Origin of the sequence: Streptomyces sp. NPDC056987, from assembly GCF_042673865.1 — a bacterium.
Lineage (GTDB): Bacteria > Actinomycetota > Actinomycetes > Streptomycetales > Streptomycetaceae > Streptomyces.
This window is the reverse complement of sequence record NZ_JBHURV010000008.1, coordinates 234,026-255,611: the sequence shown is the minus strand read 5'-3', so window position 1 is coordinate 255,611 and position 21,586 is coordinate 234,026. Positions and strand designations below refer to the sequence as shown.

The following is a 21,586-nucleotide window of genomic DNA, read 5'->3' as shown; positions in this document are numbered from 1 at the left end:
CCCCGCCCGCGGTGGCGGCGGCCTGGGAGGCGGCGGTGGCCGCCCAGGAGGCGCGACGGGCCGCGTTCACGGCGGAGTTGGAGGCGTTGATGGCGGTGCGGGCAGCGTTCGCCGCGCCCTTGGCCGCGGACGCCGCCTTGCGCGCCGCGGCCCCGGACCTCTGTACGTCGTCCTTGGCGGCCTCGGCCTCGGAGGCGGCCTTCTCCGCCGCCTCCTTGGCCTTCTCCGCGGCAGTCTGGGCACGCTCGGACGCCTCGACGGCCAGGTCGGTCTCGGCCTGGGCGCGCTTGCCCTCCCGCTCGACGACCGCGACGAGTTCCTCGATGGTCGCCGCCTCCTGGTCGCGGGCGCGGGCGATGTGCTGGCCGGTGTCGAGGAACCACTGGATCTCCGTCCCGCCGCCGCTCAGCGCGCGGTCCGCGTACTTCCGTACCTCGGGCCCGGACTTGAGGAGCATGGCCGTGACCTGGACCCGCGCGTCCTCCAGGCGGGAGGTGAACTGCCCCTGGGAGAGGAAGTTCTCCAGCGCCTTCCGGGTGCCCGCGTCCAGGGCCGTGGAGGCGTCGCGCTGGACCGCCTTGTCGCCGGTGGCCGACACGGTGGCGGTCGCCACCCGCAGGTCCTCCAGCAGGGCGGGCTCGAAGCCGTCCTTGAGGAAGGCGGCGATGGAGCCGTCGCCGTTGTCGAGGGCGGCTACGGCGTCACGGCGCAGGCCCTTGCCCGCCCGGGCGAGGCAGCTGACGATCGCGACGCGGTTGTCCTCCGCGGTCACCTTCGGCAGCGTCTCGGCGAGGAAGGTCCTGATCTCGGTGTCGGTGCCGAAGAGCACGTCGGCCGCGGCGGCCTTGGTGGCCCTGCCGCCCGTCATCCACGCCGTGACCACCTCCGCCCGCTCGGTGTCCGGCAGCGTGAGCGGGCCGGACTCCGGGTCGTCCGCGGTGGCGGCGCGGGCGACGGGTGTCCAGGCCAGCGGTGAGGCCGCGGCGGCCGTGACCGCGGCGAGCGAGCCGAGGAGCCGTCTCCGACTCCAGAACATGGTCTGCATAGGGGTGGTCTCCTCGTGTTTTCCGCCGGTGAGGCAGATCGGCGATCAATGACGCGGCAGGCTCCCCGTACGCCCGGGCTGTCATGTGCGGCACCAGCGAGGCGTGAGCGCGGCCTGTGCGATGAACGGGACCATACCAACCTACGTTCATGCAGAAATCAATTCGGCGTAGCCAAAAATAAAACATGGCGGGGTGGCGCAGGGCGGCAGGAACGTGTTATTCCCGGGAAGCGGAATGCCAGCCTTCGTTATGCGTTCTTTATCAGCGCCGTACAACCCTCGATAAACGTGACGAGGGTCACACCCCACCGTCAACTGCCGTCCGTTTTATGGCCGTTGGAGGAGTGGACAGCGCCGGTGAGGCGAGATGCCATGGGCGCGACGAAGCGGCTCCTCGGGTTCGGGGAGGGCCTGTTTCTTCACGGGGGCACCGAAGAGAAATTCCTTGTGGACCACTTGTGGACCACGTGCGCCCCGCCGAAGGGCCGGGGTTTCCATCCGCAATACGGATGCCTTCTCGCCAGTCTTGAACCACGTTACGGACACGGATTCGGAACCAACGGATTTAGGAATGCGATGAAGGCACGCACCACAATTGCGGCGAAGCCGCAGCGGAAGAGATTCCTTGCCCGGACACTGGGCGCGGCCGTCGTCGGCGCCCTCGCCTGGGTCACCCTGGCGTCCGGCGCCGGCGGCGCCGCCTCCGGGACCGGAGCCGCCGCGACCGTGGCCGACGACGCCCCCGGCTACGCGGTCGAGGACTTCGCCTACCCGGGGGCCGACGAGATCCTGGAGGAGCGGGGCATCGTCCTCAAGCGCGGCGACGGCCACATCACGCTGGCCGACTGCGGGAGCGGCAGCGGCCTCCTGGAGATCATGGCCCGCAGGGAGGCGGCGAACATCTGCTTCCGGGTCGTCGGCAATTCGGGCTGGCTGACCATGGAGATCCCCGCCGTCTACGCCGTCAAGGGCAACGACTACGAGACCGAGGTCGACATGACCGTCGGCTCCGAGGAGAAGTCCTTCGACATCGTCAAGAACACCTGGACCGCGGTGGGCGAGAGCGCCGAGGAGCAGAACCGCGAGCACATGCTCGTGGAGATCAGGACCTCCAAGTAGTGCCCGGGAGCCTGCGTTCCGGCCCCGGCCCCGACCCGTCGTCCGATCTGCCACCGAGGAACTCACCCATGCGACCGACCAGACCCCTGCTCTCCTGGGCCCTCACCGCGGCCCTGGCCGCCGGCCCCGTCGCCCTGAGCGCCGCGCCCGCCGCCGCCGTGACCGGCCCCGCCGTCGCCTCCGGTGACACCACCTACGCCTACACCGCCCAGATCATCGTCGGCGGCCACGACCGGGGCTGCTCCGGTGTCCTCGTCGACCGGGAATGGCTGCTCACCGCGGCCAGTTGCTTCGCCGCCGACCCGGTCGCGAGCCTCGCGGTCCCCGCGGGCAAGCCGCAGAAGAAGACCACCGCCACCATCGGCCGCACCAGCCTCACCGGCACCGCGGGCGCGGTCCGCGAGGTCGTGGAGCTGGTGCCCCGTACCGACCGGGACGTGGTCCTCGCCCGGCTGAACCGCCCGGTCACCGATGTCACCCCGCTCGCGCTGGCCACCACCGCGCCCGCCGCGGGCGAGGAACTGAAGCTCGCCGGGTACGGCCGCACCAAGACCGAGTGGGCGCCGCTCAACCTGCACACCGGCGCGTTCTCGGTGGACGGCACCGACGCCACCACCGCCACGGTCACCGGCAAGGACAACGTTGCCGCGTGCATGGGCGACACCGGCGGCCCCCTGGTCCGTACGACCGGTGGCACGCCTCAACTGGCCGCCCTGAGCAGCCGGTCGTACCAGGGCGGCTGCTTCGGCATCGACGCCGAGGAGACCCGTACCGGCGGCATCGCGGCCCGCGTCGACGACCTGGCCGGCTGGGTGAGCTCGACGGCCGGCGCGACCCGTATCACCGACTACAACTGCGACGGCGTCGAGGACATCGCGATCGCCGACCCCAAGGCCACCGTCGGCGGCGACGCCGACGCGGGTCTCGTCCGGGTCCTGTACGGCGGCGGGAAGGGCGTCGCCGAGATCACCCAGGACCTCGACTGGGTGCCCGGCGGCTCCGAGCCCGGCGACTGGTTCGGCGAGTCCCTCGCCACCGTCGACTACAACGAGGACGGCTGCGCCGACCTGGTCGTCGGCACCCCCGCCGAGGACCTCGACGGCGAGGCCGAGGCCGGCTTCGTCCAGATCCTGTACGGCGCCCCCGGCGGCCTCGGCACCGGGACGCTGAAGGCCACCCACCTCCAGCAGGGCCAGGGTTCGGGCAGCATCGGGTCCTCCGCCTCCGAGGCCGGCGACCGGATGGGCGGCTCCCTGGCCGCCGGCGTCACGGCCGCCGGTGAACCGTTCGTGGTGATCGGCGTGCCCGGCGAGGCCATCGGCAGCGTCGCCAAGGCCGGCATGGCCTTCTACGTGCGCGCCGCCGCCAACGTCTCCATCCACCAGGACACCACCGGTGTGCCGGGTGAGGTGGAGGCGAACGACGGTTTCGGCGGGGCCGTCGCGGCCGACGCCAACCACATCGCCATCAGCGCCCCGGGCGAGGCCATCGGCGCCGACGCGGACGCCGGCAACCTGGCCGTCTTCTCCCACACGCTGAACTCCGAGGGCCGCCCCACCCCCCGGTTCGGACTCGACCAGGATCTGGACACCGTGGCCGGCGGCGCCGAGCCCGGCGACCAGTTCGGCGCGGCCCTGGCGATGGCCCCGTACCGCCCCTCCGGCGCCGCGAGCGCCACCGAGTCGATCCTCGCGGTCGGTTCGCCCGGTGAGGACCTGACCATCAACGACGCGGACAAGGCCGACACCGGCATGGTCCACACCTTCCGCGTCACGGCCGCGGGCACCTACAGCGAGCTCGCCGCGTTCTCGTCGGGCACCGGCGACGACGACGTGATCGGCACCTCCGAGGCCGGCGACCGCTTCGGCGCGGCCCTGTCCGCCGTGAACACCGCGCCCCGCGCCGTGTCCACCACGGCGACGATGAGGCTGGCCATCGGCATCCCGGACGAGGCCGTCGGCACGGTGGCGAAGGCGGGCGCGATCCTCACCCTCTCGCTGGTCGGCGCCCCCGGCGCCAACGACCGCTGGCTGGAGGCGGGCAACAGCGCCGGCATCCCCGGCACCCCCGGGACCAACCAGTACGTGGGCCGGAGCATCCACTTCACCGGCACCCGCCTGTACGTCGGCATGCCGTACGGCCCGGGCACCTACGGAGCCCTCCACTCCCTGCCCCTCTCCAACGTGACCGCCGGCGGCACCGCCGCCCCGGTCACCACGTACCAGCCCGGCCAGGGCGGCCTCCCGTCGGCCGGTTCCCGCTTCGGATTCGCGGCGCGGTAGCCGGACCGTACGACTCCCGCTTCGGCCTCGCGGCGCGGTAGCCGGACCGTACGACCCCACGACGCCCCACGGCGAGGGGTCGGCCACGACCGAGATCCACCTGTCGTGGCCGACCCCAGCCCCCTCTCACCAGCAGCAGCACCTCACACCCGAAAGGCAAGTACGACAATGCGACCATCGTCCTTCCTTGCGCGGTACCGACGCATGGCCGTCCCGTTGCTGATCGTCCTCGCCGTGGGCGCGACCACCACCGGGACAGCACCGGCGCCCCAGGAGCCGGGGGGATCCCCCCGCCAGGTGGCCGGACTCGACCCGGCCGAGCCGGCCGGCGTCTCCACCCCCGCCGAGACCACCGGGACCAACGAGACCACCAAGACCCGGCCCGTCACCCTGGCCACCGGGGAGCACTGCGAGCCCGTACGCCCCGGCACCCGCGAGGGCAGGGCGGGCGCCGTGGAAGCCTGCGTCACCACGAGCGCCACACCGGTGAAACCGAGCGGGCGGGGGGCTCCCGCCCCCGCACAGCCGGCCGCCTCGGCCGCCGCCGACGACGACTCGGCCACCTGCGCGATCACCACCCCCGGGATGTGGAACTACGGCCGCTTCGGCTACTGCGTGAACGGCCTGACCGTCCTGTACCTGCTCAAGGACAGCAACGGAAAGGAGATAGGCACCGGCACACTGGATGTCGCGACCAGTGCCCTCCTGCCCGCCGACCGTAAGACGTGGAACGAGTACGTCACGGTGACGATGACCGGTGCGACCGGGGCCGTCACGGCCCTGACCGCGAAGTTCCGGTCCGCGTGCTCGGCCGGCTGCAAGGCCACCAAGACCGCCCCGTGGTACGGGGGCGACCTGGTCAAGGGCGAGTCCGTCAACGGCTTCGTGTCCTACTCCTCCACGCCGGCCGCCGGCGCGAAGGTCGAGTTCACGACGTCGTACCAGCTGTACGTGACCTCCCCCGGTGCCCAGATCACGGACCCGAACGCCTCCTGGAGCAACCCGGAGCGGATCCGCTGCGACGACGACGTCCGGGACACGACCAGTTCCACCAGTACCCCCGGCCCCGGCTGCGTCGTGCCCAGCGTCATGCCGGTCGTCAGGATGAACGCGAACGCGCCGGGCTCGGCCGCGGCGGCCGGCTACCTGTGGGCCCAGGAGAACCTCGCGGACGGGTGGGGCCGCGACAAGCCGCTGACCCGGGCGAAGAGCGGCATCGCCGACCGCACGAATCGCACCTGCGGGGGATCGAAGCCCTTCGAGGCCAAGCCGGACTACATCGCGAACGACAGTTGCGGCGAATTCCCCTTCGCGGCGACCCATGAAGGAGGGACCGACGGCGCTCGCTGCGCCGAGGTCATCCCCAACTACAGCAGCGGAGGATGGGACATCTTCGAACCGGACGGCGGCGCGGACCGGGGCAGCCCCTGCGCACGCGTCCACGCCCCGCTCGCGGACAACCAGGCCGCCGAGGCACAGCTCTTCGAGGGCTTCGTGAACCAGCGAGTGGTGGAGGCCGAGCAGTTCAAGGTCGAGATCACCGGCTCGACCGCCGAGCCTCAGGCGGCCTGCCTGCGGAACCCGCCGACCGGGGCGCTCCCTTCCAGCAGCGGATGGGTGAAGAACACCACCGAACCGGTCCCGCTCGCCAACAAGACCGTCCCGCACGGCCCGGCGGGCGACCGGGCGGCCACGGCCGTGACCTGCATCGCCAAGGACGTGAAGGAGGGCAGCCCGGCCGAGGGTGACATCACCGGCTGGCAGGACGCCCAGGCGTACGCCGCCGCCCACTCGCCCGGAACCGGGCTCGCCCGGTGCCATCTGATAGCCAACATCCTCGGCGGAAAGGGCGGGGAACGGGACGGCGGACCGCGCAATCTCGCCCCCTGCTGGCAGGTGGGCATGAACACCGGCACGCCCAGCATGCGGACCTACGAGTTCGCGGCCCAGAGGCTGGTCGGGGACAACGGCTTCGGGGCCAACGACGCGATCCTCTACGAGGTCACGCCCCATTACCGGGACGCCACCAGCACCATCCCCGAGGGGGTCACGATGAGCGCTACAGTCGAGCGGGCGGACGGCACCTCACAGCCGCTGTTCCCCACCGTCTACATCACCAACACCCAGCGAAACACGGGGCAGTTCAATCTAGGGAACTGATCCCCGCAGATACGTGCCACCGGGAGCCGGAATGAGTCGTACGACACCGCCGCGGCCGTTCGACGTCGCCGCCGTCTTTCCTCAACTGGCCCCGATGGCACGCACGGCGACCCGGTTGCATCCCCGCCCCGGGTCCCCGTCACCGCACGACAGTTCCGTCGGCGGGCCGCTGCTGTGGCCCGCCGGCGAGCCGTGGCCGTACTGCGAAGGCCCGCACGAGTGGGACGGGTTCAACGTCCCCCTCTCGCCGGAGGACGTGCGGGTGCAGCGGCACATCCGGGCGATGGTGGCGAGCCGGCCGGCCGGCCTCCCCGAGCTGTCCCGGTACACGCCCGAGGAGCGGGCGACCGACAACCGGATCAACGACGGCCGCCCGTGGCCCGAGGGCCCCGTCGCCATGCTGCCGGTGGCCCAGTTGTACGTACGCGACGTCCCCCTGCTGCGCCCGCCCGGCCAGGCCGAAGCCGATCTGCTCCAGATCCTCTGGTGCCCCTTCGACCACCCGGCCCACCCCAGGACCGCACTGTTCTGGCGCTCCGCGGCCACGGTCACCGATGTCCTCGCCACCCCTCCCGAGCCGCCCGCCATCCAGTTCCCCGGCTATCTGCCGGAGCCGTGCCTGCTCGCGCCGGAGCAGGTCACCGAGTACCCCCACTTCATGGAGCTGACCAAGGAGTTGCAGCACCGGCTGCGGGACTGGAGCAGCTGGCAGGCGGCCGGCGCCGCGGTGGACAGCTCCTACGCCGACGCCCCGGAGGAGCTGTACAAGAAGTGGCTGTCCATCTCTCCCGGCTGGAAGACCGGCGGCTGGACCCGCTGGGGCCTCACCGACCCCATGCCCCGGACCTGCCCCGCCTGCGGCACCGCGATGGACCCGCTGCTCACCATCGCCGCGAGCGAATGGAACGACGGCACGGCGAACTGGGCCCCCGTCGGAGACCAGGACCGCGCCCCGCTTCCCCCCGGCACTCCCCCGGCCAACTACACCGCGGTCGACCTCGCCCGGGGCTACGACCTCCAACTCCACACCTGCCCGGCGTCCCCGGACCACCCGCACATCGAACTCATCCAGTGAGCCCGACCCGCCCCGGTCCTTGACGGCCCCGGTCTCCGAAGGCACCGCAGACCCCGCCGGTACGACCGGTTCCGCCCACGGCGGCATCCCGGCCGGAGCGCCGCACGCACTCACTTGACTGGTCACCCTCCGCGCATGAATGATCACTGATTGTTCCAGCTGACCGGCCCCTTCTCGTGGGCCTTGACGACAGGGCACATCCATGTCTTCGGCCATGCGCAAGATGACGAAATCTCCGGTGGCACGCCGGCTGGCCGCCGCGGCCGTCGCGCTGGGCAGCTGCCTGGCGCTCGCCGGGCCGGCGGGAAGCGCGGGCGCGGCGCCCGCCGACCCCGTACCGACCGTCTTCTTCGGCGACTCCTACACCGCCAACTTCGGCATCGCTCCCTTCAACCAGGACGGCAAGAGGGACTTCTGCTTCCAGGCGAAGGAGAACTACCCCACCGTCGCCACCCGCCGCCTCGCGGACAAGGGCATCACGCTCGACGTCCAGTCGGACGTCTCCTGCGGAGGCGCCCTCGTCCAGCACTTCTGGCAGGAACAGGAGCTGCTGTTCCCCGGCATGACGGTCCCGCCGCAGCAGGATGCGCTCAAGCAGGACACCCAGCTGACGGTGGGAAGCCTGGGCGGCAACACGCTGGGCTTCAACCGCATCCTGAAGCAGTGTTCCGACGAGCTCCGGAACCACCCCCTGCTGCCGGGAGAGCCGGTGGACAAGGACGAGCCGGCCGCCACGTGCGGTGAGTTCTTCGAGTCCGGGGACGGAAAGCAGTGGCTGGACAATCAGTTCGAGCTGGTCAGCGGGGACTTGGAGGAGCTGCTCGAACGCATCGGCTACTTCTCCCCCGACGCGAAGCGCGTCCTGGTCGGCTATCCCCGGCTCGTGCCCGAGGACACCGCCAAGTGCCTGACCGCGGCGCCCGGCCAGACGAAGCTGCCGTTCGCCGACATCCCCCAGAACGCCCTGCCGGTCCTGGACCAGATCCAGAAGCGGCTGAACGACACCATGAAGAAGGCCGCCGCCGACGCCGAAGGCGGCGCCGACTTCGTCGACCTCTACGCCCACACCGGCGGCAGCACGGCATGTGACGGCGCCGACCGGGGCATCGGCGGCCTGCTGGAGGACTCTCAGCTCGACCTCGGCGCCAAGCTCCCCTGGTACGCGCACCCCAACGACAAGGGCCGCGACATCCAGGCCGCACAGGTCGCCGACACGGTCGAGCGGATCCTCAACCGGTAGGAGGGCGCGCGGCCCCGCCGGCCGTCCAAGGGCGCAGAGGCGCACCGTTCGGTTCTGCCCGACCGCGTTCGGCCCGCCACCTGGAAGGGTGACGGGCCGAACGGAGCCGCGAGGGCGGGCAGGGCGGGAAGGTCAGGCCGGCGACGGCAGCCTCGGCAGCCGGTGGACGTCGCGGGCCGTGCCCGTCACCCCGGAGAGGAAGCCCTGGGCGCGGGGGGATGCCGTCTCCTTGAGCCATTCCGGGGCTATGTCGAGGACCGCGACCCGTACGCCCGTACCCGCGAGGGCCAGCGGCAGGGTGTGGACCACCGTGGAGGGGAAGCTGAGGACCATGCGGCCGATGGGGCCGCGGCGGGCGATCAGTTCCAGGGGCAGGTCGGGGCGGACGATCTCCAGGCCCGTCGCCAGGTGCAGCCGGTGGAGTTTGTCGACGTGCTCCCGGCGGTGGGCGAAGTAGCGCGTCGCGCCGTGTGTGCGGACGAGCGCGGTGACCGCCTCGGTGTACTGGTCCGCGTCGACCACGCCCGTCTCGACCAGCGAGGTGCCGACCATGTCGGCGCCGGTCGTGATCCGCGGCGGCCCGAAGGTCGCGCGCGTCCAGGCGAAGGTGTTGGGCGTCACGGCGATGCCGTCCGGCACCTCCTCGACCGGCATCGAGGTGAAGACCTCGACCGTGCGGGCGGCCGACGGCATGAGCCGCCGGCGCGCGGCCGCGGTGACCGGTGCCAGGACCAGTTCCCGCGGCCCGCGCGAGCCGCCGCGCCGGTGCCAGCGCACCAGCCGCTCGCCCCGGGCGAGCTGCCCGATGAACTCCATCGTCGCGGTGCCGTCGTCGACGACCGTCAGCTCCTTGGTCTGCACCAGGGCCAGCAGGAGCTGTACGTAGCGGGAGAACGGGTCACCGATGACGACCCGGTCCGCCTTGCGCAGCAGTGGTGCCAGCTCCCGTACCGTCCGCAGCGGCGCCCCCGCCCCGCCGCGCGCCTCCTGCCAGCGCACCGTGAACCCCGCGTCGCGGGCCAGCTCGGCCATCCGGCGGAGCTGGCCGCGCGACATCGGGTCGGTGGGCGACAGGACGACGACGGTGAGCGCGTCGGCCGTGCTGCTGAGGTGCGCCCACTCCAGCACGTTGAGCAGCTGGACCGGGCTCTCCACGAAGGCGATCGTGGGGGTGGCGGGGGCATCGGAGAGGGAGGCGCCCACGGTCACGGGCGTCACAGCGGTCTCACTCTGGTACGGGGAGCTGCCCCCGCCGGCACCGGTCATCGCGTCAGACCGCCACCGGCTCGGCGGCCTCGGCGACGACGCCCGCGACCCGGCGGAGCTTCTTCATCGGGCCCAGCTCCGACTCGTACACCTTCTTGACGCCGTCGCCGAGGGACGCCTCGATGGTGCGGATGTCGCGGACGAGGCGCGTCAGGCCCTGCGGCTCGACGGAGGCGGCCTGGTCCGAACCCCACATGGCGCGGTCGAGGGTGATGTGACGCTCGACGAACGTGGCGCCGAGGGCGACGGCGGCGAGGGTGGTCTGCAGACCGGTCTCGTGGCCGCTGTAGCCGATCGGGACGTTCGGGTACTCGGCCTGGAGGGTGTTGATCACGCGCAGGTTGAGCTCCTCGGCCTTGGCCGGGTACGTCGACGTGGCGTGGCAGAGCAGGATGTTGTCGCTGCCCAGGACCTCGACCGCGTGGCGGATCTGCTTCGGCGTCGACATGCCGGTGGAGAGGATGACGGTGCGGCCGGTGGCGCGCAGGGCGCGCAGCAGCTCGTCGTCGGTGAGGGAGGCGGAGGCCACCTTGTGGGCGGGCACGTCGAACTTCTCCAGGAAGGCGACGGCCTCGGTGTCCCACGGGGAGGCGAACCAGTCGATGCCGCGCTTGGCGCAGTGCTCGGCGATGGTGCGGTACTCGTCCTCGCCGAACTCGACGCGGTGGCGGTAGTCGATGTACGTCATCCGGCCCCAGGGAGTGTCGCGCTCGATGTCCCACTGGTCGCGCGGGGTGCAGATCTCCGGGGTGCGCTTCTGGAACTTGACCGCGTCACAGCCCGCCTCGGCGGCCACGTCGATCAGGGCCAGGGCGTTGTCCAGCTCACCGTTGTGGTTGATGCCGATCTCGCCCGTGATGTAGACGGGGCGGCCGGGGCCCGCGGTCCGGGTGCCGAAGTTCCGCAGACGGGAAGGGGAGTTGGTGCTCATGGCGGTGCGTCCTTACTTGTTGACTGTGTGGAGGGTGTGGGGGGTACGGGGGGCGGGGGTCTCCGCGGGAACCGCAGGAATCGAGGGAGCCGAAGGAACCGAGTGGTCCGTGGGATCCGAGGGGGTGACCTTGAGGGCCGGGCCCAGCAGCCAGGTGGCGATCTCCCTGATGGCTCCCTCACCGCCGGGCTTGGTGGTGACGGCGCGCGCGGCGGCGCGTACCTCGTCGTGGGCGCTCGCGACGGCCACCGGCCAGCCGGCGAGGCCGAAGCAGCCCAGGTCGTTGACGTCGTTGCCGACGTAGAGGACCCGCTCGGGCGCGATGCCGTGCTCGTCGCACCACTGCTTGAGCGCCAGGTCCTTGCGTTCGATGCCGTGCAGCACCGGCACCTGGAGCTTGCGGGCGCGGGCCGCGACGACCGGGTTCTGCTCGGTGGAGAGGATGAGCAGTTCGAGGCCGGAGCGGCGCAGCGCGGCGATGCCGAGGCCGTCGCCGCGGTGCACGGCGACCGTTTCGCGGCCGTCGGAGTCGATGTGGACCTTGTCGTCGGTCTGGGTCCCGTCGAAGTCGAGGACGACCGCGTCGACGTCGTCGTACGAGGGGAGGACCTGCGGGTCGAGGAGCGGCGCGAGGAGCCGGGCGCGGGCCAGGTCGTGCGGGTCGTCGATCTCCAGCACCCGCGCGGGGTCGGTGGGGACGAGCGCGGTGCGGCCGAAGAAGCGGTGGCGTGCCTCGCGGAAGCCGTCGGCGCGCATCGCGTAGGCGGCGCCGGTCTCCAGGTACTCCTGGGGGCGGTCCTGGCGGCGCGGCCGGTTCGCCTTGTCGTGGTTGACGCCGTAGCCGTCGGGGCGGGCGCGGCCCGCGCCGTCCTGGCGCCAGACGAAGCCGTGGGTGGGCGCGACGGTCAGGGCGGTGTCGGCGCCGTCCTCGGTGACCGCGCCGGTGACGCCGTCGAGGTCCTCGGCGGTGAGGAACGGGCTGGTGCACTGGACGAGCAGCACGACATCGGGGCTGCCGGGGCTGCCGACGCCCGCGGCGCCTTCCGTGCCGTCGCCGCGCAGCGCGCCGTACGCGTCCATCGCGTGCAGGACGGCGGCCTCGCTGGTCGCGGTGTCCCCCGCGATCGCGGCGGGGCGCAGGACGACCTCGGCGCCGGCGGCGCGGGCCGCGTCGGCGATCAGGGCGTCGTCGGTCGAGACGACGACATCGGTGACGCGCCGGGCCGCCAGGCAGGCGCGGACGGCCCGGACGACGAGCGGGACGCCGCCGACGGGGGCGAGATTCTTGGCGGGAACGCCCTTGGATCCACCGCGTGCGGGGATCACCGCGAGGACGGTCATCGGTACTCCGTAGGGGGTTGGGGGTGTGCGGCTCGTGCGAGGGCAAGTCCTGCTCGGCCAAGTGGCGTGGGAGCAAAGGCCGGAGCTTCGGGCTGAGCTGGGAGGTGCTCCGTACGCGCGGTCACAGCTCGCCCATCCGGCGGATGACCGGGGCGACGCGCTGCACGCCGTGGCGGTACGCGCCGCGGGCCGCTCCCCGTACCGCCTCGCGCAGCACGCGCCGTACGCCGCCCGCGCTGTCCTCGGCGGTTCTGGCGGCGGCGGGCAGCGGAGTCCCGTCCGCCGCGAGGTGGTAGCGGGCGAGCAGGCCCGGCAGGTATCCGGGTGCGGTGGTCGCCGTGTAGTACGGGCTGATCTCGGGGAGTTCACCGGCGGCGGCCCGCTCGGTCAGCGCGGTGACGCGCCGGCGGGCCGTGTCGAAGGCGTTCGCGTACGAGCCGTCGGCGGCGACGCCCTGCCGGTCCGCCCAGCGCGCGTCGGGGACCGGGCGGCCGCCGCCGTCGAGCTGGTCCCAGGAGGCGAGGCATCCCGACCCGATGAAGTGGTGGTTGCCGAGCGGCTCGCGGACCCCGAAGTCGGTGAGGATCGCGGTGGGAACGGAGCGGTGCAGGGACTCCAGGGCGGCCGTCGAGGAGACGGTGACCAGCAGGTCCGTACGGTCCAGGACCTCGCCCATGTTCCCGTACACCAGGCGGAAGTTGTCCGGCAGCCCGCCGGGCATCTTCTCGGCGAGGCGCTGGTACGGGAACTCCTCGATGTGCGTGGTGTGTTCGCCGGGCTTGCTGCGCAGCTTGAGGAGTACCTCGCGGCGCGGGTGGAGCCTGGCGTGCTCGACCAGTCGGCGCAGCAGGTACGTACGGTCGGCGCGGGTCGCCGGTACGGACGGCTGGGCGGCGAAGACGAGGGTGTCGCGGCCCTCCTCCGGCTGGTAGCGCGCGCCGCCGAGGAACGGCAGCGCCGCCTCGGTGACGGCGGAGGCGTCGGCGCCCACGCCCTCGTACACGGCGGTGAACCGGTCGGCGTCGTAGCGGGAGTTGGCGAGGACGACGTCCGCGCCGTGCCGCAGCAGCAGCCCGTCGGAGAGCTTCTCGTAGACGACGCCGACATAGCCGGTGACGACGACGGGCCGGTCGGCGAGCTTCAGCGCCGCGATGCCGTGCAGCATCGCCTGGACGGCGCCGCCGACGAGGGCCAGCACGACGATGTCGTACGACTCCTCGCGCAGCGTCCGCAGGAAGGCGGTGCCGGTCACCTCGCGCAGGGCGTCCGCCTCCGCGCCGACCTCCGCGAGCTGGCGGGCGGTGGGGGTGGCTCGGCCGCGCAGCAGGAAGCCGCTGAGCTCTGTGGGGCGGCCGTCCGGGGCGATGCGGCGCGCGGTGAGCGCGCCCCACTTCCACCGGGTGTCGGAGTCGGCGAGCACGGCGACCCGGACCGCTTGGTTGCTAGGTGATGGCACGCCGAGGACGTTAGGAAGCCATTTCGTTTCCCGGCCCAACTCAATGGCAATGGAGGGTTAACAACACATCTACGAATGGAGTCGCACCCCGGGAAGGCCCCGGAACCGCCCCGGGAAGGCCCGGAAAATCCCCGGAAAGTGCGGCAGCTCTGACCGGTTCACTGTTCCGCCATTCTTCGTTCACCTTCCGTGTCTCCGGATGTCAGAACGAATGACGTGGCGCGGCCTAGCGTCGGCGGGGTGGTCAAGCTCTCTGTCGTCGTGCCGTTCTACAACGTGCGGACATACGCTCTCGAAACCCTAAGAAGTCTCCGCGCGAACAGCCGTGAGGACTTCGAGTTCCTGTTGGTCGACGACTGTTCGACGGACGGGACCTTGGAGATACTCGAACAGGCGGAGCGCGACCTCCCGGGTGCCGTACTGCTCAGACATGAACGCAACGGAGGGCTGGCCACCGCGCGCAACACGGGGCTGGACGCCGCGCGCGGCACGTACGTGACGTTCCTGGACGGGGACGACTGGGTGGCGCCGGGCTACTACGCGCAGGTCGTCGCCGCGATCGAGGGGCTGGGCTGCGACTTCATCCGCACCGACCACGTCCAGTTCACGGCCAGGTCCCGTACGGTCCACCGGGTCCCGGTCGGCCGGCGCGACGAGGTGCTGAACCCGCGGGACGCGATCCTGCCCTCCGACCGGTCCACCACCGTCGACTACCCGTACGCCTGGGCCGGGGTCTACCACCGGCGGCTCGTCGACCGGGGCCTGGTGCACTTCACGGACGGGCTGCGGACCGCCGAGGACCGGCCGTGGATCTGGCGGCTGCACCGCGAGGCGGACTCCTTCGCCGCGGTCGGCCTGCTGGGGCTTTTCTACCGGCGCGGGGTGGCCTCGTCGCTCACCCAGATCGGGGACGTACGGCAGCTCGATTTCATCCGGGCCTTCGACCAGGTCATCAAGGAAACCTCCGAGGATCCGGAAGCCGACCGTTTCATGCCGAAAGCGGTGCGCACCTACTGCGCGATCATTTCCCACCATCTCGGATCGAAAGAACGGTTCGAACCCGCGGTGGCACGCCAATTGCGCGCCATGAGCGCGGCCGCGCTGAAACGGCTGCCGCAGGACGTCCTGAAGGAAGCGCTGGATTCGATGGACCTGGACCGTTCGGCCCGGCTGCGCCGGCTTCGGCGGCGGACGCTGACCACCGGAAAGGCGGTGGCGTGATGGGATCGTCCGCCCTGTCCCCCGCCGGGCCGCCGCGCACCACCCAGGTGTTCTGCGCGTCGACGCTGTACGGCGCCGCGACCCTGGCCGCCGCGATCGACGCCGGGCTCTTCCCGCCCGCCGACCGCCGGCTGCTCGTCGTCTGCAACAACGCCGGTTCACCCGAACTGACGCCGTCCGTCGACGAGATGCCCGGGTTCGAGCGGCTGCGCGGCCGCTTCGACGACCTGGTCTCGTGGAACGAGACCATCCGGCCGTTCCATCCGGGCGGCTGGGCGCCGCGCCCCGGCGACGTACCGATCTGGGAACGCCATCTGCGGCTCACCTGGGGACTCGGCGACGACCGTGTGCACCTGGTCGTCGAGTCGATCCAGGTCAATCCGGCGCTGGCGATCGCGCAGATCTTCACGGGCGCGCCGATCGACGTGTACGCGGACGGGCTGATGAGCTACGGACCGACGCGCTCCAAGATCGACCCGCTGGTCGGTGAACGGGTGCGCAGGCTGCTCCACCTCGACCTCGTTCCGGGGCTGAAGCCGCTGCTGCTCACGGAGTTCGGCGTCGGGGCCGAGCTGGTGCCGACGGACGGCTTCCTGCGGGTGCTGGACGAGCTGACGGACGCGTACGACGCCGACACCGCCGCCGACACCGCGGCCACCGGTGACCCTTCCGCGCACTCCCCGGCGCTGCTCCTCGGCCAGTACCTCTCGGCGCTCTCCATCCTCACCGAGAGCGAGGAGGAGGAGCTGCACATCCGGATGGTGCGGGGCGCGGTCGCGCGGGGCCACACCCAGGTGGTGTTCAAGCCGCACCCGAACGCACCGGCCGTCTGGTCGCGGCTGCTGCGCGAGGAGGCGGCACAGCTCGGCGCCGAACTGACCATCCTGGACAGCCCGGTGCTCGCCGAGGTGCTCTACCGGCGGCTCAAGCCGGCCCTGGTCGTGGGCTGCTTCTCCACGGCGCTGTTCACGGCGTCCGCGTTCTACGGCATCCCCGTCGCGCGGACCGGCACGGAACTGCTGCTGGAGCGGCTCACCCCGTACCAGAACAGCAACCGCGTGCCGGTGACGATCGTGGACGCGCTGCTGCCGCCGCTGGACGACGACGGGACGCACCGGCCCGATCCCCAGGTCGGCGAGCTGGTCGCGACCGTCGGCTACGCGATGCAGCACCAGATCTATCCGGAGCTGCGCCCGGTGGCGGAGGGCTATCTCTCGCGCCATCTCGACCAGCACACCTGGCGCTACTTCAAGCGGCGCCGGCTGACGGCACTGGCCCTGCCGGGCGCGGTCCCGGCCCAGCTCGCCCGCATCCCGCGGAACGCGACGGCACGCCGGATGGTGCGCAGGGCCCGGAAGCTGCGCAGCACGCTGCGGTCGTAACGGCGCCGCGCGCGGGCGGGCGCGGACCCGATCGGCGTGACGGAGTGGCTGGTGACGCTCGGCCGCCCCTACACTCCACGTAACGTCACGTGACGGGTGAGCGACAGGGAGTGCGCATGAAGGCGAGCAAGGGCGACCGGCTGATCGTGCACGGCAGGGTGGTCGGCAAGCAGGACCACGTCGTGGAGATCGTGGAGGTGCTGGGCCCGGAGGGCTCGCCGCCCTTCCGGGTGCGCGCCGAGAACGGCCACGAGACCATCATGTCGCCGGGGCCCGACACGATGGTCGAGCACCGCAAGGGCAAGGACTGACGCCCCCGCGCCCCGGCGCGGGGCGGGGGCGCCCGGTCAGTGGGCGATGGAGTCGATCAGGTCCCGCGCGCCCTGGCGCAGCAGCGCGAGGGCGACGGACGCGCCGAGGTCGGCGGGGCTGAGCAGTCCGGCCCACTCGTGGGCGTTGAGCACGGTCTTGCCGTCCGGGGTGAAGACACAGGCGCGCAGCGAGAGATCGCCGTTGGGGCGGGCGGTGGCGTACCCGGCGATGGGGCTGTTGCAGTGCCCCTGGAGGACATGCAGGAACATCCGCTCGGCCGTCGTCTCGCGGTAGGTGTCCGGGTCGCCGAGGCCGCTGACCGCGTCGATGAGCGCCGTGTCGTCCTCACGGCACTGGAGGGCGAGGACCCCCGCGCCGATGGGCGGGCACATCGTCTCGGGCGACAGGATCTCCGTGATCACGTCGGTACGGCCGATCCGCTCCAGCCCGGCGGCGGCGAGCAGCAGGGCGTCCGCCTCGCCCGCGGCGAGCTTCTCCAGCCGGCGGTTGGCGTTGCCGCGGAACGGGACGCACTCCAGATGCGGGTGGGAGGCGGCGAGTTGGGCGATCCGCCGCACCGACGACGTACCGATCCGCGTCCCCTCGGGAAGCCGGTCGAGGGTCAGACCGCCGGGGTGGATCAGCGCGTCGCGGATGTCGTCGCGCTTGAGGAACGCCGCGAACGTCGTGCCCGCGGGCAGCGGCCGGTCCGCCGGTACGTCCTTGACGCAGTGCACCGCGAGATCCGCCTCGCCCGCGAGGAGCGCGGCGTCGACCTCCTTGGTGAAGGCGCCCTTGCCCTCGACCAGGGAGAGGTCGCCCAGCCACTTGTCGCCGGTGGTCTTGACGGGCACGACCTCGGTGGCCGTACCGGGATGGAGCGCCGTCAGCTCGGCACGGACCCGCTCCACCTGGGCCAGGGCCATGGGTGAGTCACGGGAGACGATACGGATCAGCTCTGGAGCGGACATGCCATTAACGATAGACCTCCCCGGGAGCCCCACCGGACCCGGGCGCCGTCAGACGCTGCTCAGCGAGAGCTTCGCCGCGAACCCCAGGAAGAGCGCCCCCGCCGCCGTCGTCATCCCCGCCGAGAGGCGCTTGCGGCGGCGGAAGGCCGCCGCGAGCCGCGTACCGCCGAATATCAGCGCCGAGAGGTAGAGCGCGCTGGCCGCATTGGCGAGCAGACCCAGCAGGACGAAGGAGAGCGCGGGGTGCGCGTATCCGGGGTCGACGAACTGCACGAAGAAGGAGACGAAGAACAGGATCGCCTTCGGGTTGAACAGGCTGATCACCAGCGCCTTGCGGTAGGGCCGCTCGGCCGCCGCCGGTGCCCGCTCCCCTCCGTCCGCGGCGCCCGCCCCGTCCCGTAGGTGCCGGTCGCGCCAGAGCGACCACGCGGCGCGCAGCATCCCGACGGCGAGCCAGGTCAGATAGCCGGCGCCGGCGAACTTCACGATGTCGAACAGCAGGGCGTTGGCCTGGAGGAGCGAGGCGACACCCGCCGCCGAGAGCACCATCAGGACCGTGTCACCGCACCAGACGCCCGCGGCGGCCGCATAGCCCGCGCGCACACCGCGGCGGGCCGCGACCGAGAGCACGTAGAGCGAGTTCGGACCCGGCAGCAGAACGATCAGGACGAGGCCGACGAGGTAGGTCGGCAGATCAGTGACACCCAGCATGTTCCGGAGTGTGGCACACGGGTCGGACATCCGGCCGGTCCGTTCCGGCGGCCGGACACCCCACCGGACACCCCACCGGGCTCCCGCCCGGGACGCCCACCGGATCCCCTGCCCGGCCCTGGAGGTCAGAAGACCTCCGCCGGCACGTACGTCCCCCACACCTCCCGCAGCGCGTCGCAGACCTCCCCCACCGTCGCCCGCGCCCGCAGCGCCGTCCGCATCGGGTGGAGCACATTGGCCGTGCCCGCGGCGGCCTCCCGCAGCTCCGCGAGCGCGCCCGCCACCGCCGCCCCGTCCCGCTCCGCCCTCAGCCGCGCCAGCCGCGCCGCCTGCCGGGCCTCGATCCCCGGGTCGAGCCGCAGCGGGGTGTACGGCTCCTCCTCGTCCAGCGCGTACCGGTTCACGCCGACGACCACCCGCTCCCCGCTCTCCGTCTGCCGGGCCACGGCATACGCGGACCGCTCGATCTCGCCCTTCTGGAAGCCCTGTTCGACGGCGCCGACCGCGCCGCCCAGCTCCTCGACCCGGGCCATCAGCGCGAGCGCCGCCGCCTCCACGCCGTCCGTCAGCCGCTCGACGGCGTACGACCCGGCGAACGGGTCGACGGTCGCGGTGACGTCCGTCTCGTACGCCAGCACCTGCTGGGTACGGAGCGCGAGGCGGGCCGCCTTGTCGGAGGGGAGCGCGAGGGCCTCGTCGTAGGAGTTGGTGTGCAGCGACTGCGTCCCGCCGAGCACCGCCGCGAGCCCCTGGACCGCGACCCGCACGAGGTTGGTCTCCGGCTGCTGCGCCGTGAGCTGCACGCCGGCCGTCTGGGTGTGGAAGCGCAGCATCAGCGACCGGGGGTTCCGCGCGCCGAACTCCTCGCGCATGACGCGGGCCCAGATCCGGCGCGCGGCACGGAACTTGGCCACCTCTTCGAGGAGCGTCGTGCGCGCGACGAAGAAGAAGGAGAGCCGGGGCGCGAAGTCGTCCACCTCCATGCCCGCGGCCAGCGCCGTCCGTACGTAGGCGATGCCGTCGGCCAGCGTGAACGCGATCTCCTGCGCGGGCGTGGCCCCGGCCTCCGCCATGTGGTAGCCGGAGATCGAGATGGTGTTCCACCGCGGGATCTCCGTACGGCAGTACCGGAAGAGGTCCGCGACCAGCCGCAGGGACGGTTCCGGCGGGAAGATGTACGTGCCGCGCGCGATGTACTCCTTCAGCACGTCGTTCTGGACGGTCCCCGTCAGCTCCCCCGCCGGAACGCCCTGTTCCGCCGCGACCAGTTGGTAGAGGAGCAGCAGTACGGCGGCGGGCGCGTTGATCGTCATCGAGGTGGAGACCTCGCCGAGCGGGATCCCGTCGAACAGTTCCCGCATGTCGTCGATCGAGTCGATCGCGACGCCGACCCGGCCGACCTCGCCGTGGGCCAGGGGCGCGTCGCTGTCGTACCCCATCTGCGTCGGCAGGTCGAAGGCGACGGATAGGCCGGTCGTGCCGTGCGCGATGAGCCGCCGGTAGCGGGCGTTGGACTCGGCGGCGGTGCCGAACCCGGCGTACTGACGCATCGTCCAGGGCCGGCCGGTGTACATCGTCGGGTGGACGCCCCGGGTGAAGGGGTACGCGCCGGGCTCGCCCAGCTTCTCGGCGGGGTCCCAGCCGGCCAGCGCGCCGGGCCCGTAGACCGGTTCGACGGGCACGCCGCTCTCGGTGACCCTGACGCCCCGTCCGTCACCGGCACCGGCACCGCCGGTACCGCCGGTTCGCCGTCCCGGGTCCGTCATCGAATGCCGCCTCCCGTCGCTGACCGCCGGTCACCACGGACTGTAGCGGCGGCCGGTCGTCCCCGCCCGCCGGGAATTCGGGAGTTACGGGCACGCGGGCGGCGTGGGCGCGGGATCATGTCACTCCGGTCACTCCGGTCCGGCCGCGCGCCGGGAACCGTCTTCTTCTCTTCGGGGAGCCGCGAAGATGCTCACGACATCCGCCCTGTGCAGAGGGTTCGCCACGGCCGCCGTGCTGGCCGTGAGCGTGGGTTGTACGGTGCAGCCGGGCACGGGCGAGCCGGCGGGCGACGCCAAGGGCGGGGACCTGGGGGTGAGCATCGGCCCCCTGCCCGGGCGGACCACGGCGACGCCCGCCCCGCCGTCCACCCCGTCGGACGCCCCGCCGCCCGCGTCGGCCCGCGCCGCCGCCGACCGTTCGGCGGCCCCGGCGCCCACGCCCACCCCGCCCGGGAGCCCGGCGCCGAGCGCGAGCCCGGAGCGGCCGGCGCCGAGGACGCTGATGGCGCCCGGCAGCCGGAGCGACCAGGTGCGGGAACTCCAGGCCCGGTTGGGCCAGATCGGTTACTTCGACCGCGCGCCCACCGGCTACTACGGCTCCGTCACCACCGGCGCGGTCTCGGCGTTCCAGGCCAAGCGGGGGCTGCCCCGGACCGGCGCGACGGACACCGTCACCTGGCAGCGGCTCCTCGCCATGACCCGCACGCCGACCGCCGACGAACTGGACCCGCCCACCACCAGGCCGGTCGCCAAGCCCGACCCGCGCTGCATGAAGGGGCGGGTGATGTGCATCAGCAAGACGAGCAGCACGCTCTCCTGGATGATCGACGGAAAGATAAAATCCTCGATGGACGTGCGCTTCGGCTCGGAGTACACGCCCACGCGCGAGGGGACGTTCAAGGTCGGCTGGAAGTCCCGGCACCACGTCTCGACGCTGTACGACTCCCCGATGCCGTACGCGATGTTCTTCAGCGGCGGCCAGGCGGTGCACTACTCCGAGGACTTCGCGGCCCGCGGCTACTCGGGCGCCTCGCACGGCTGTGTCAACGTCCGCGACGAGAAGAAGATCGCCGCCCTGTACGCAGAGGTCAAGACCGGCGACAAAGTGGTCATCTACTGGTGAAGAACAAGCTTGAACCGCACCATCAATGGAGCAACCCCCCACCCACAGCAACCACATCCGCGAGAGCGGCGCCGGCTTAGGCGCAAGGGGGGGTGGCGGGGGGGGGGGGGGGGGGGGGGGCGCCCCCCCCCCCCCAGCGCGGTGACGCAAGTTTGGGGGGGAGCCCCCCGGCAAGGGCGGCCGCA

At 72.2% G+C, this 21,586-nt stretch carries 17 protein-coding genes; 9 read left to right on the top strand and 8 right to left on the bottom strand.

Annotated features, from left to right (window positions below):
* On the bottom strand, positions 1-1,045 hold a 1,045-nt coding region (locus ACFTZC_RS12765), incomplete at its 3' end, for an ALF repeat-containing protein (RefSeq protein WP_382888816.1).
* Positions 1,046-1,621: 576 nt separating this feature from the next.
* Between ACFTZC_RS12765 and ACFTZC_RS12760 the strand changes: the two genes are divergently transcribed.
* The 5 genes from ACFTZC_RS12760 to ACFTZC_RS12740 all read left to right on the top strand — a co-directional run bounded on the left by ACFTZC_RS12760 (position 1,622) and on the right by ACFTZC_RS12740 (position 8,921).
* Positions 1,622-2,164, top strand: coding sequence for a hypothetical protein (locus ACFTZC_RS12760; RefSeq protein ID WP_382888815.1), 543 nt, complete (start codon positions 1,622-1,624; stop codon positions 2,162-2,164).
* 68 nt (positions 2,165-2,232) lie between these two features.
* Complete coding sequence (locus tag ACFTZC_RS12755; protein ID WP_382888813.1) at positions 2,233-4,446, top strand: trypsin-like serine protease; 2,214 nt, start codon at positions 2,233-2,235, stop codon at positions 4,444-4,446.
* Positions 4,447-4,650: 204 nt separating this feature from the next.
* The gene (locus ACFTZC_RS12750) at positions 4,651-6,606 is read left to right on the top strand and encodes a hypothetical protein (RefSeq protein WP_382888812.1); all 1,956 of its coding nucleotides are present in this window, start codon (positions 4,651-4,653) and stop codon (positions 6,604-6,606) included.
* Positions 6,607-6,637: 31 nt separating this feature from the next.
* Positions 6,638-7,681: a hypothetical protein gene (locus ACFTZC_RS12745; protein ID WP_382888811.1), complete on the top strand. Its 1,044-nt coding sequence runs from the start codon at positions 6,638-6,640 to the stop codon at positions 7,679-7,681.
* A 223-nt stretch (positions 7,682-7,904) separates the two neighbouring features.
* Positions 7,905-8,921: an SGNH/GDSL hydrolase family protein gene (locus ACFTZC_RS12740; protein ID WP_382888810.1), complete on the top strand. Its 1,017-nt coding sequence runs from the start codon at positions 7,905-7,907 to the stop codon at positions 8,919-8,921.
* 132 nt (positions 8,922-9,053) lie between these two features.
* Here the strand turns inward: ACFTZC_RS12740 and ACFTZC_RS12735 are convergent, their stop codons facing one another.
* The 4 genes from ACFTZC_RS12735 to ACFTZC_RS12720 form a co-directional block, all read right to left on the bottom strand.
* On the bottom strand, positions 9,054-10,187 hold the full coding sequence (locus tag ACFTZC_RS12735; RefSeq protein WP_382888809.1) for a hypothetical protein: 1,134 nt from the start codon (positions 10,185-10,187) through the stop codon (positions 9,054-9,056).
* A 4-nt stretch (positions 10,188-10,191) separates the two neighbouring features.
* The gene (locus ACFTZC_RS12730; protein WP_382888808.1) at positions 10,192-11,118 is read right to left on the bottom strand and encodes an N-acetylneuraminate synthase family protein; all 927 of its coding nucleotides are present in this window, start codon (positions 11,116-11,118) and stop codon (positions 10,192-10,194) included.
* Positions 11,119-11,130: 12 nt separating this feature from the next.
* On the bottom strand, positions 11,131-12,459 hold the full coding sequence (locus tag ACFTZC_RS12725; RefSeq protein ID WP_382888807.1) for a cytidylyltransferase domain-containing protein: 1,329 nt from the start codon (positions 12,457-12,459) through the stop codon (positions 11,131-11,133).
* Between the two features lie 121 nt (positions 12,460-12,580).
* On the bottom strand, positions 12,581-13,915 hold the full coding sequence (locus tag ACFTZC_RS12720) for a DUF6716 putative glycosyltransferase (protein ID WP_382888806.1): 1,335 nt from the start codon (positions 13,913-13,915) through the stop codon (positions 12,581-12,583).
* Between the two features lie 240 nt (positions 13,916-14,155).
* Here ACFTZC_RS12720 and ACFTZC_RS12715 point away from each other — a divergent pair, with 240 nt between their 5' ends.
* The 3 genes from ACFTZC_RS12715 (at position 14,156) to ACFTZC_RS12705 (ending at position 16,829) form a co-directional block, all read left to right on the top strand.
* Positions 14,156-15,136 (top strand): glycosyltransferase family 2 protein, encoded by a 981-nt coding sequence (locus ACFTZC_RS12715; RefSeq protein ID WP_382888805.1) that lies wholly within the window; start codon positions 14,156-14,158, stop codon positions 15,134-15,136.
* On the top strand, positions 15,136-16,518 hold the full coding sequence (locus ACFTZC_RS12710) for a polysialyltransferase family glycosyltransferase (protein ID WP_382888804.1): 1,383 nt from the start codon (positions 15,136-15,138) through the stop codon (positions 16,516-16,518). Before ACFTZC_RS12715 ends, ACFTZC_RS12710 begins: the two co-directional genes overlap by 1 nt.
* A 116-nt stretch (positions 16,519-16,634) precedes the next feature.
* The gene (locus ACFTZC_RS12705) at positions 16,635-16,829 is read left to right on the top strand and encodes a DUF1918 domain-containing protein (protein ID WP_382888803.1); all 195 of its coding nucleotides are present in this window, start codon (positions 16,635-16,637) and stop codon (positions 16,827-16,829) included.
* Positions 16,830-16,865: 36 nt separating this feature from the next.
* On the opposite strand, the gene hemC is transcribed toward ACFTZC_RS12705, so the two are convergent.
* The 3 genes from hemC to ACFTZC_RS12690 form a co-directional block, all read right to left on the bottom strand.
* Positions 16,866-17,801: a hydroxymethylbilane synthase gene (gene hemC, locus ACFTZC_RS12700; RefSeq protein ID WP_382888802.1), complete on the bottom strand. Its 936-nt coding sequence runs from the start codon at positions 17,799-17,801 to the stop codon at positions 16,866-16,868.
* 48 nt (positions 17,802-17,849) lie between these two features.
* On the bottom strand, positions 17,850-18,512 hold the full coding sequence (gene leuE, locus ACFTZC_RS12695; RefSeq protein ID WP_382888801.1) for a leucine efflux protein LeuE: 663 nt from the start codon (positions 18,510-18,512) through the stop codon (positions 17,850-17,852).
* A gap of 125 nt (positions 18,513-18,637) precedes the next feature.
* A complete protein-coding gene (locus tag ACFTZC_RS12690; RefSeq protein ID WP_382888800.1) occupies positions 18,638-20,194 on the bottom strand; it encodes a methylmalonyl-CoA mutase in 1,557 nt (518 codons plus the stop codon).
* Between the two features lie 271 nt (positions 20,195-20,465).
* On the opposite strand from ACFTZC_RS12690, the gene ACFTZC_RS12685 reads away from it, so the two are divergent.
* Positions 20,466-21,401 (top strand): L,D-transpeptidase family protein, encoded by a 936-nt coding sequence (locus ACFTZC_RS12685; protein ID WP_382888799.1) that lies wholly within the window; start codon positions 20,466-20,468, stop codon positions 21,399-21,401.
* Positions 21,402-21,586 lie beyond the last annotated feature (185 nt).

Bases quoted from the DNA above. Each gene is read 5' to 3' on its own strand.
- ACFTZC_RS12755 (WP_382888813.1), top strand. From the start codon at position 2,233: ATGCGACCGACCAGACCCCTGCTCTCCTGGGCCCTCACCGCGGCCCTG.
- ACFTZC_RS12735 (WP_382888809.1), bottom strand. From the start codon at position 10,187: ATGACCGGTGCCGGCGGGGGCAGCTCCCCGTACCAGAGTGAGACCGCT.
- hemC (WP_382888802.1), bottom strand. From the start codon at position 17,801: ATGTCCGCTCCAGAGCTGATCCGTATCGTCTCCCGTGACTCACCCATG.
- ACFTZC_RS12740 (WP_382888810.1), top strand. From the start codon at position 7,905: ATGACGAAATCTCCGGTGGCACGCCGGCTGGCCGCCGCGGCCGTCGCG.
- ACFTZC_RS12710 (WP_382888804.1), top strand. From the start codon at position 15,136: ATGGGATCGTCCGCCCTGTCCCCCGCCGGGCCGCCGCGCACCACCCAG.
- ACFTZC_RS12705 (WP_382888803.1), top strand. From the start codon at position 16,635: ATGAAGGCGAGCAAGGGCGACCGGCTGATCGTGCACGGCAGGGTGGTC.
- ACFTZC_RS12750 (WP_382888812.1), top strand. From the start codon at position 4,651: ATGGCCGTCCCGTTGCTGATCGTCCTCGCCGTGGGCGCGACCACCACC.
- ACFTZC_RS12745 (WP_382888811.1), top strand. From the start codon at position 6,638: ATGAGTCGTACGACACCGCCGCGGCCGTTCGACGTCGCCGCCGTCTTT.
- ACFTZC_RS12725 (WP_382888807.1), bottom strand. From the start codon at position 12,459: ATGACCGTCCTCGCGGTGATCCCCGCACGCGGTGGATCCAAGGGCGTT.
- ACFTZC_RS12730 (WP_382888808.1), bottom strand. From the start codon at position 11,118: ATGAGCACCAACTCCCCTTCCCGTCTGCGGAACTTCGGCACCCGGACC.
- leuE (WP_382888801.1), bottom strand. From the start codon at position 18,512: ATGCTGGGTGTCACTGATCTGCCGACCTACCTCGTCGGCCTCGTCCTG.
- ACFTZC_RS12685 (WP_382888799.1), top strand. From the start codon at position 20,466: ATGCTCACGACATCCGCCCTGTGCAGAGGGTTCGCCACGGCCGCCGTG.
- ACFTZC_RS12760 (WP_382888815.1), top strand. From the start codon at position 1,622: ATGAAGGCACGCACCACAATTGCGGCGAAGCCGCAGCGGAAGAGATTC.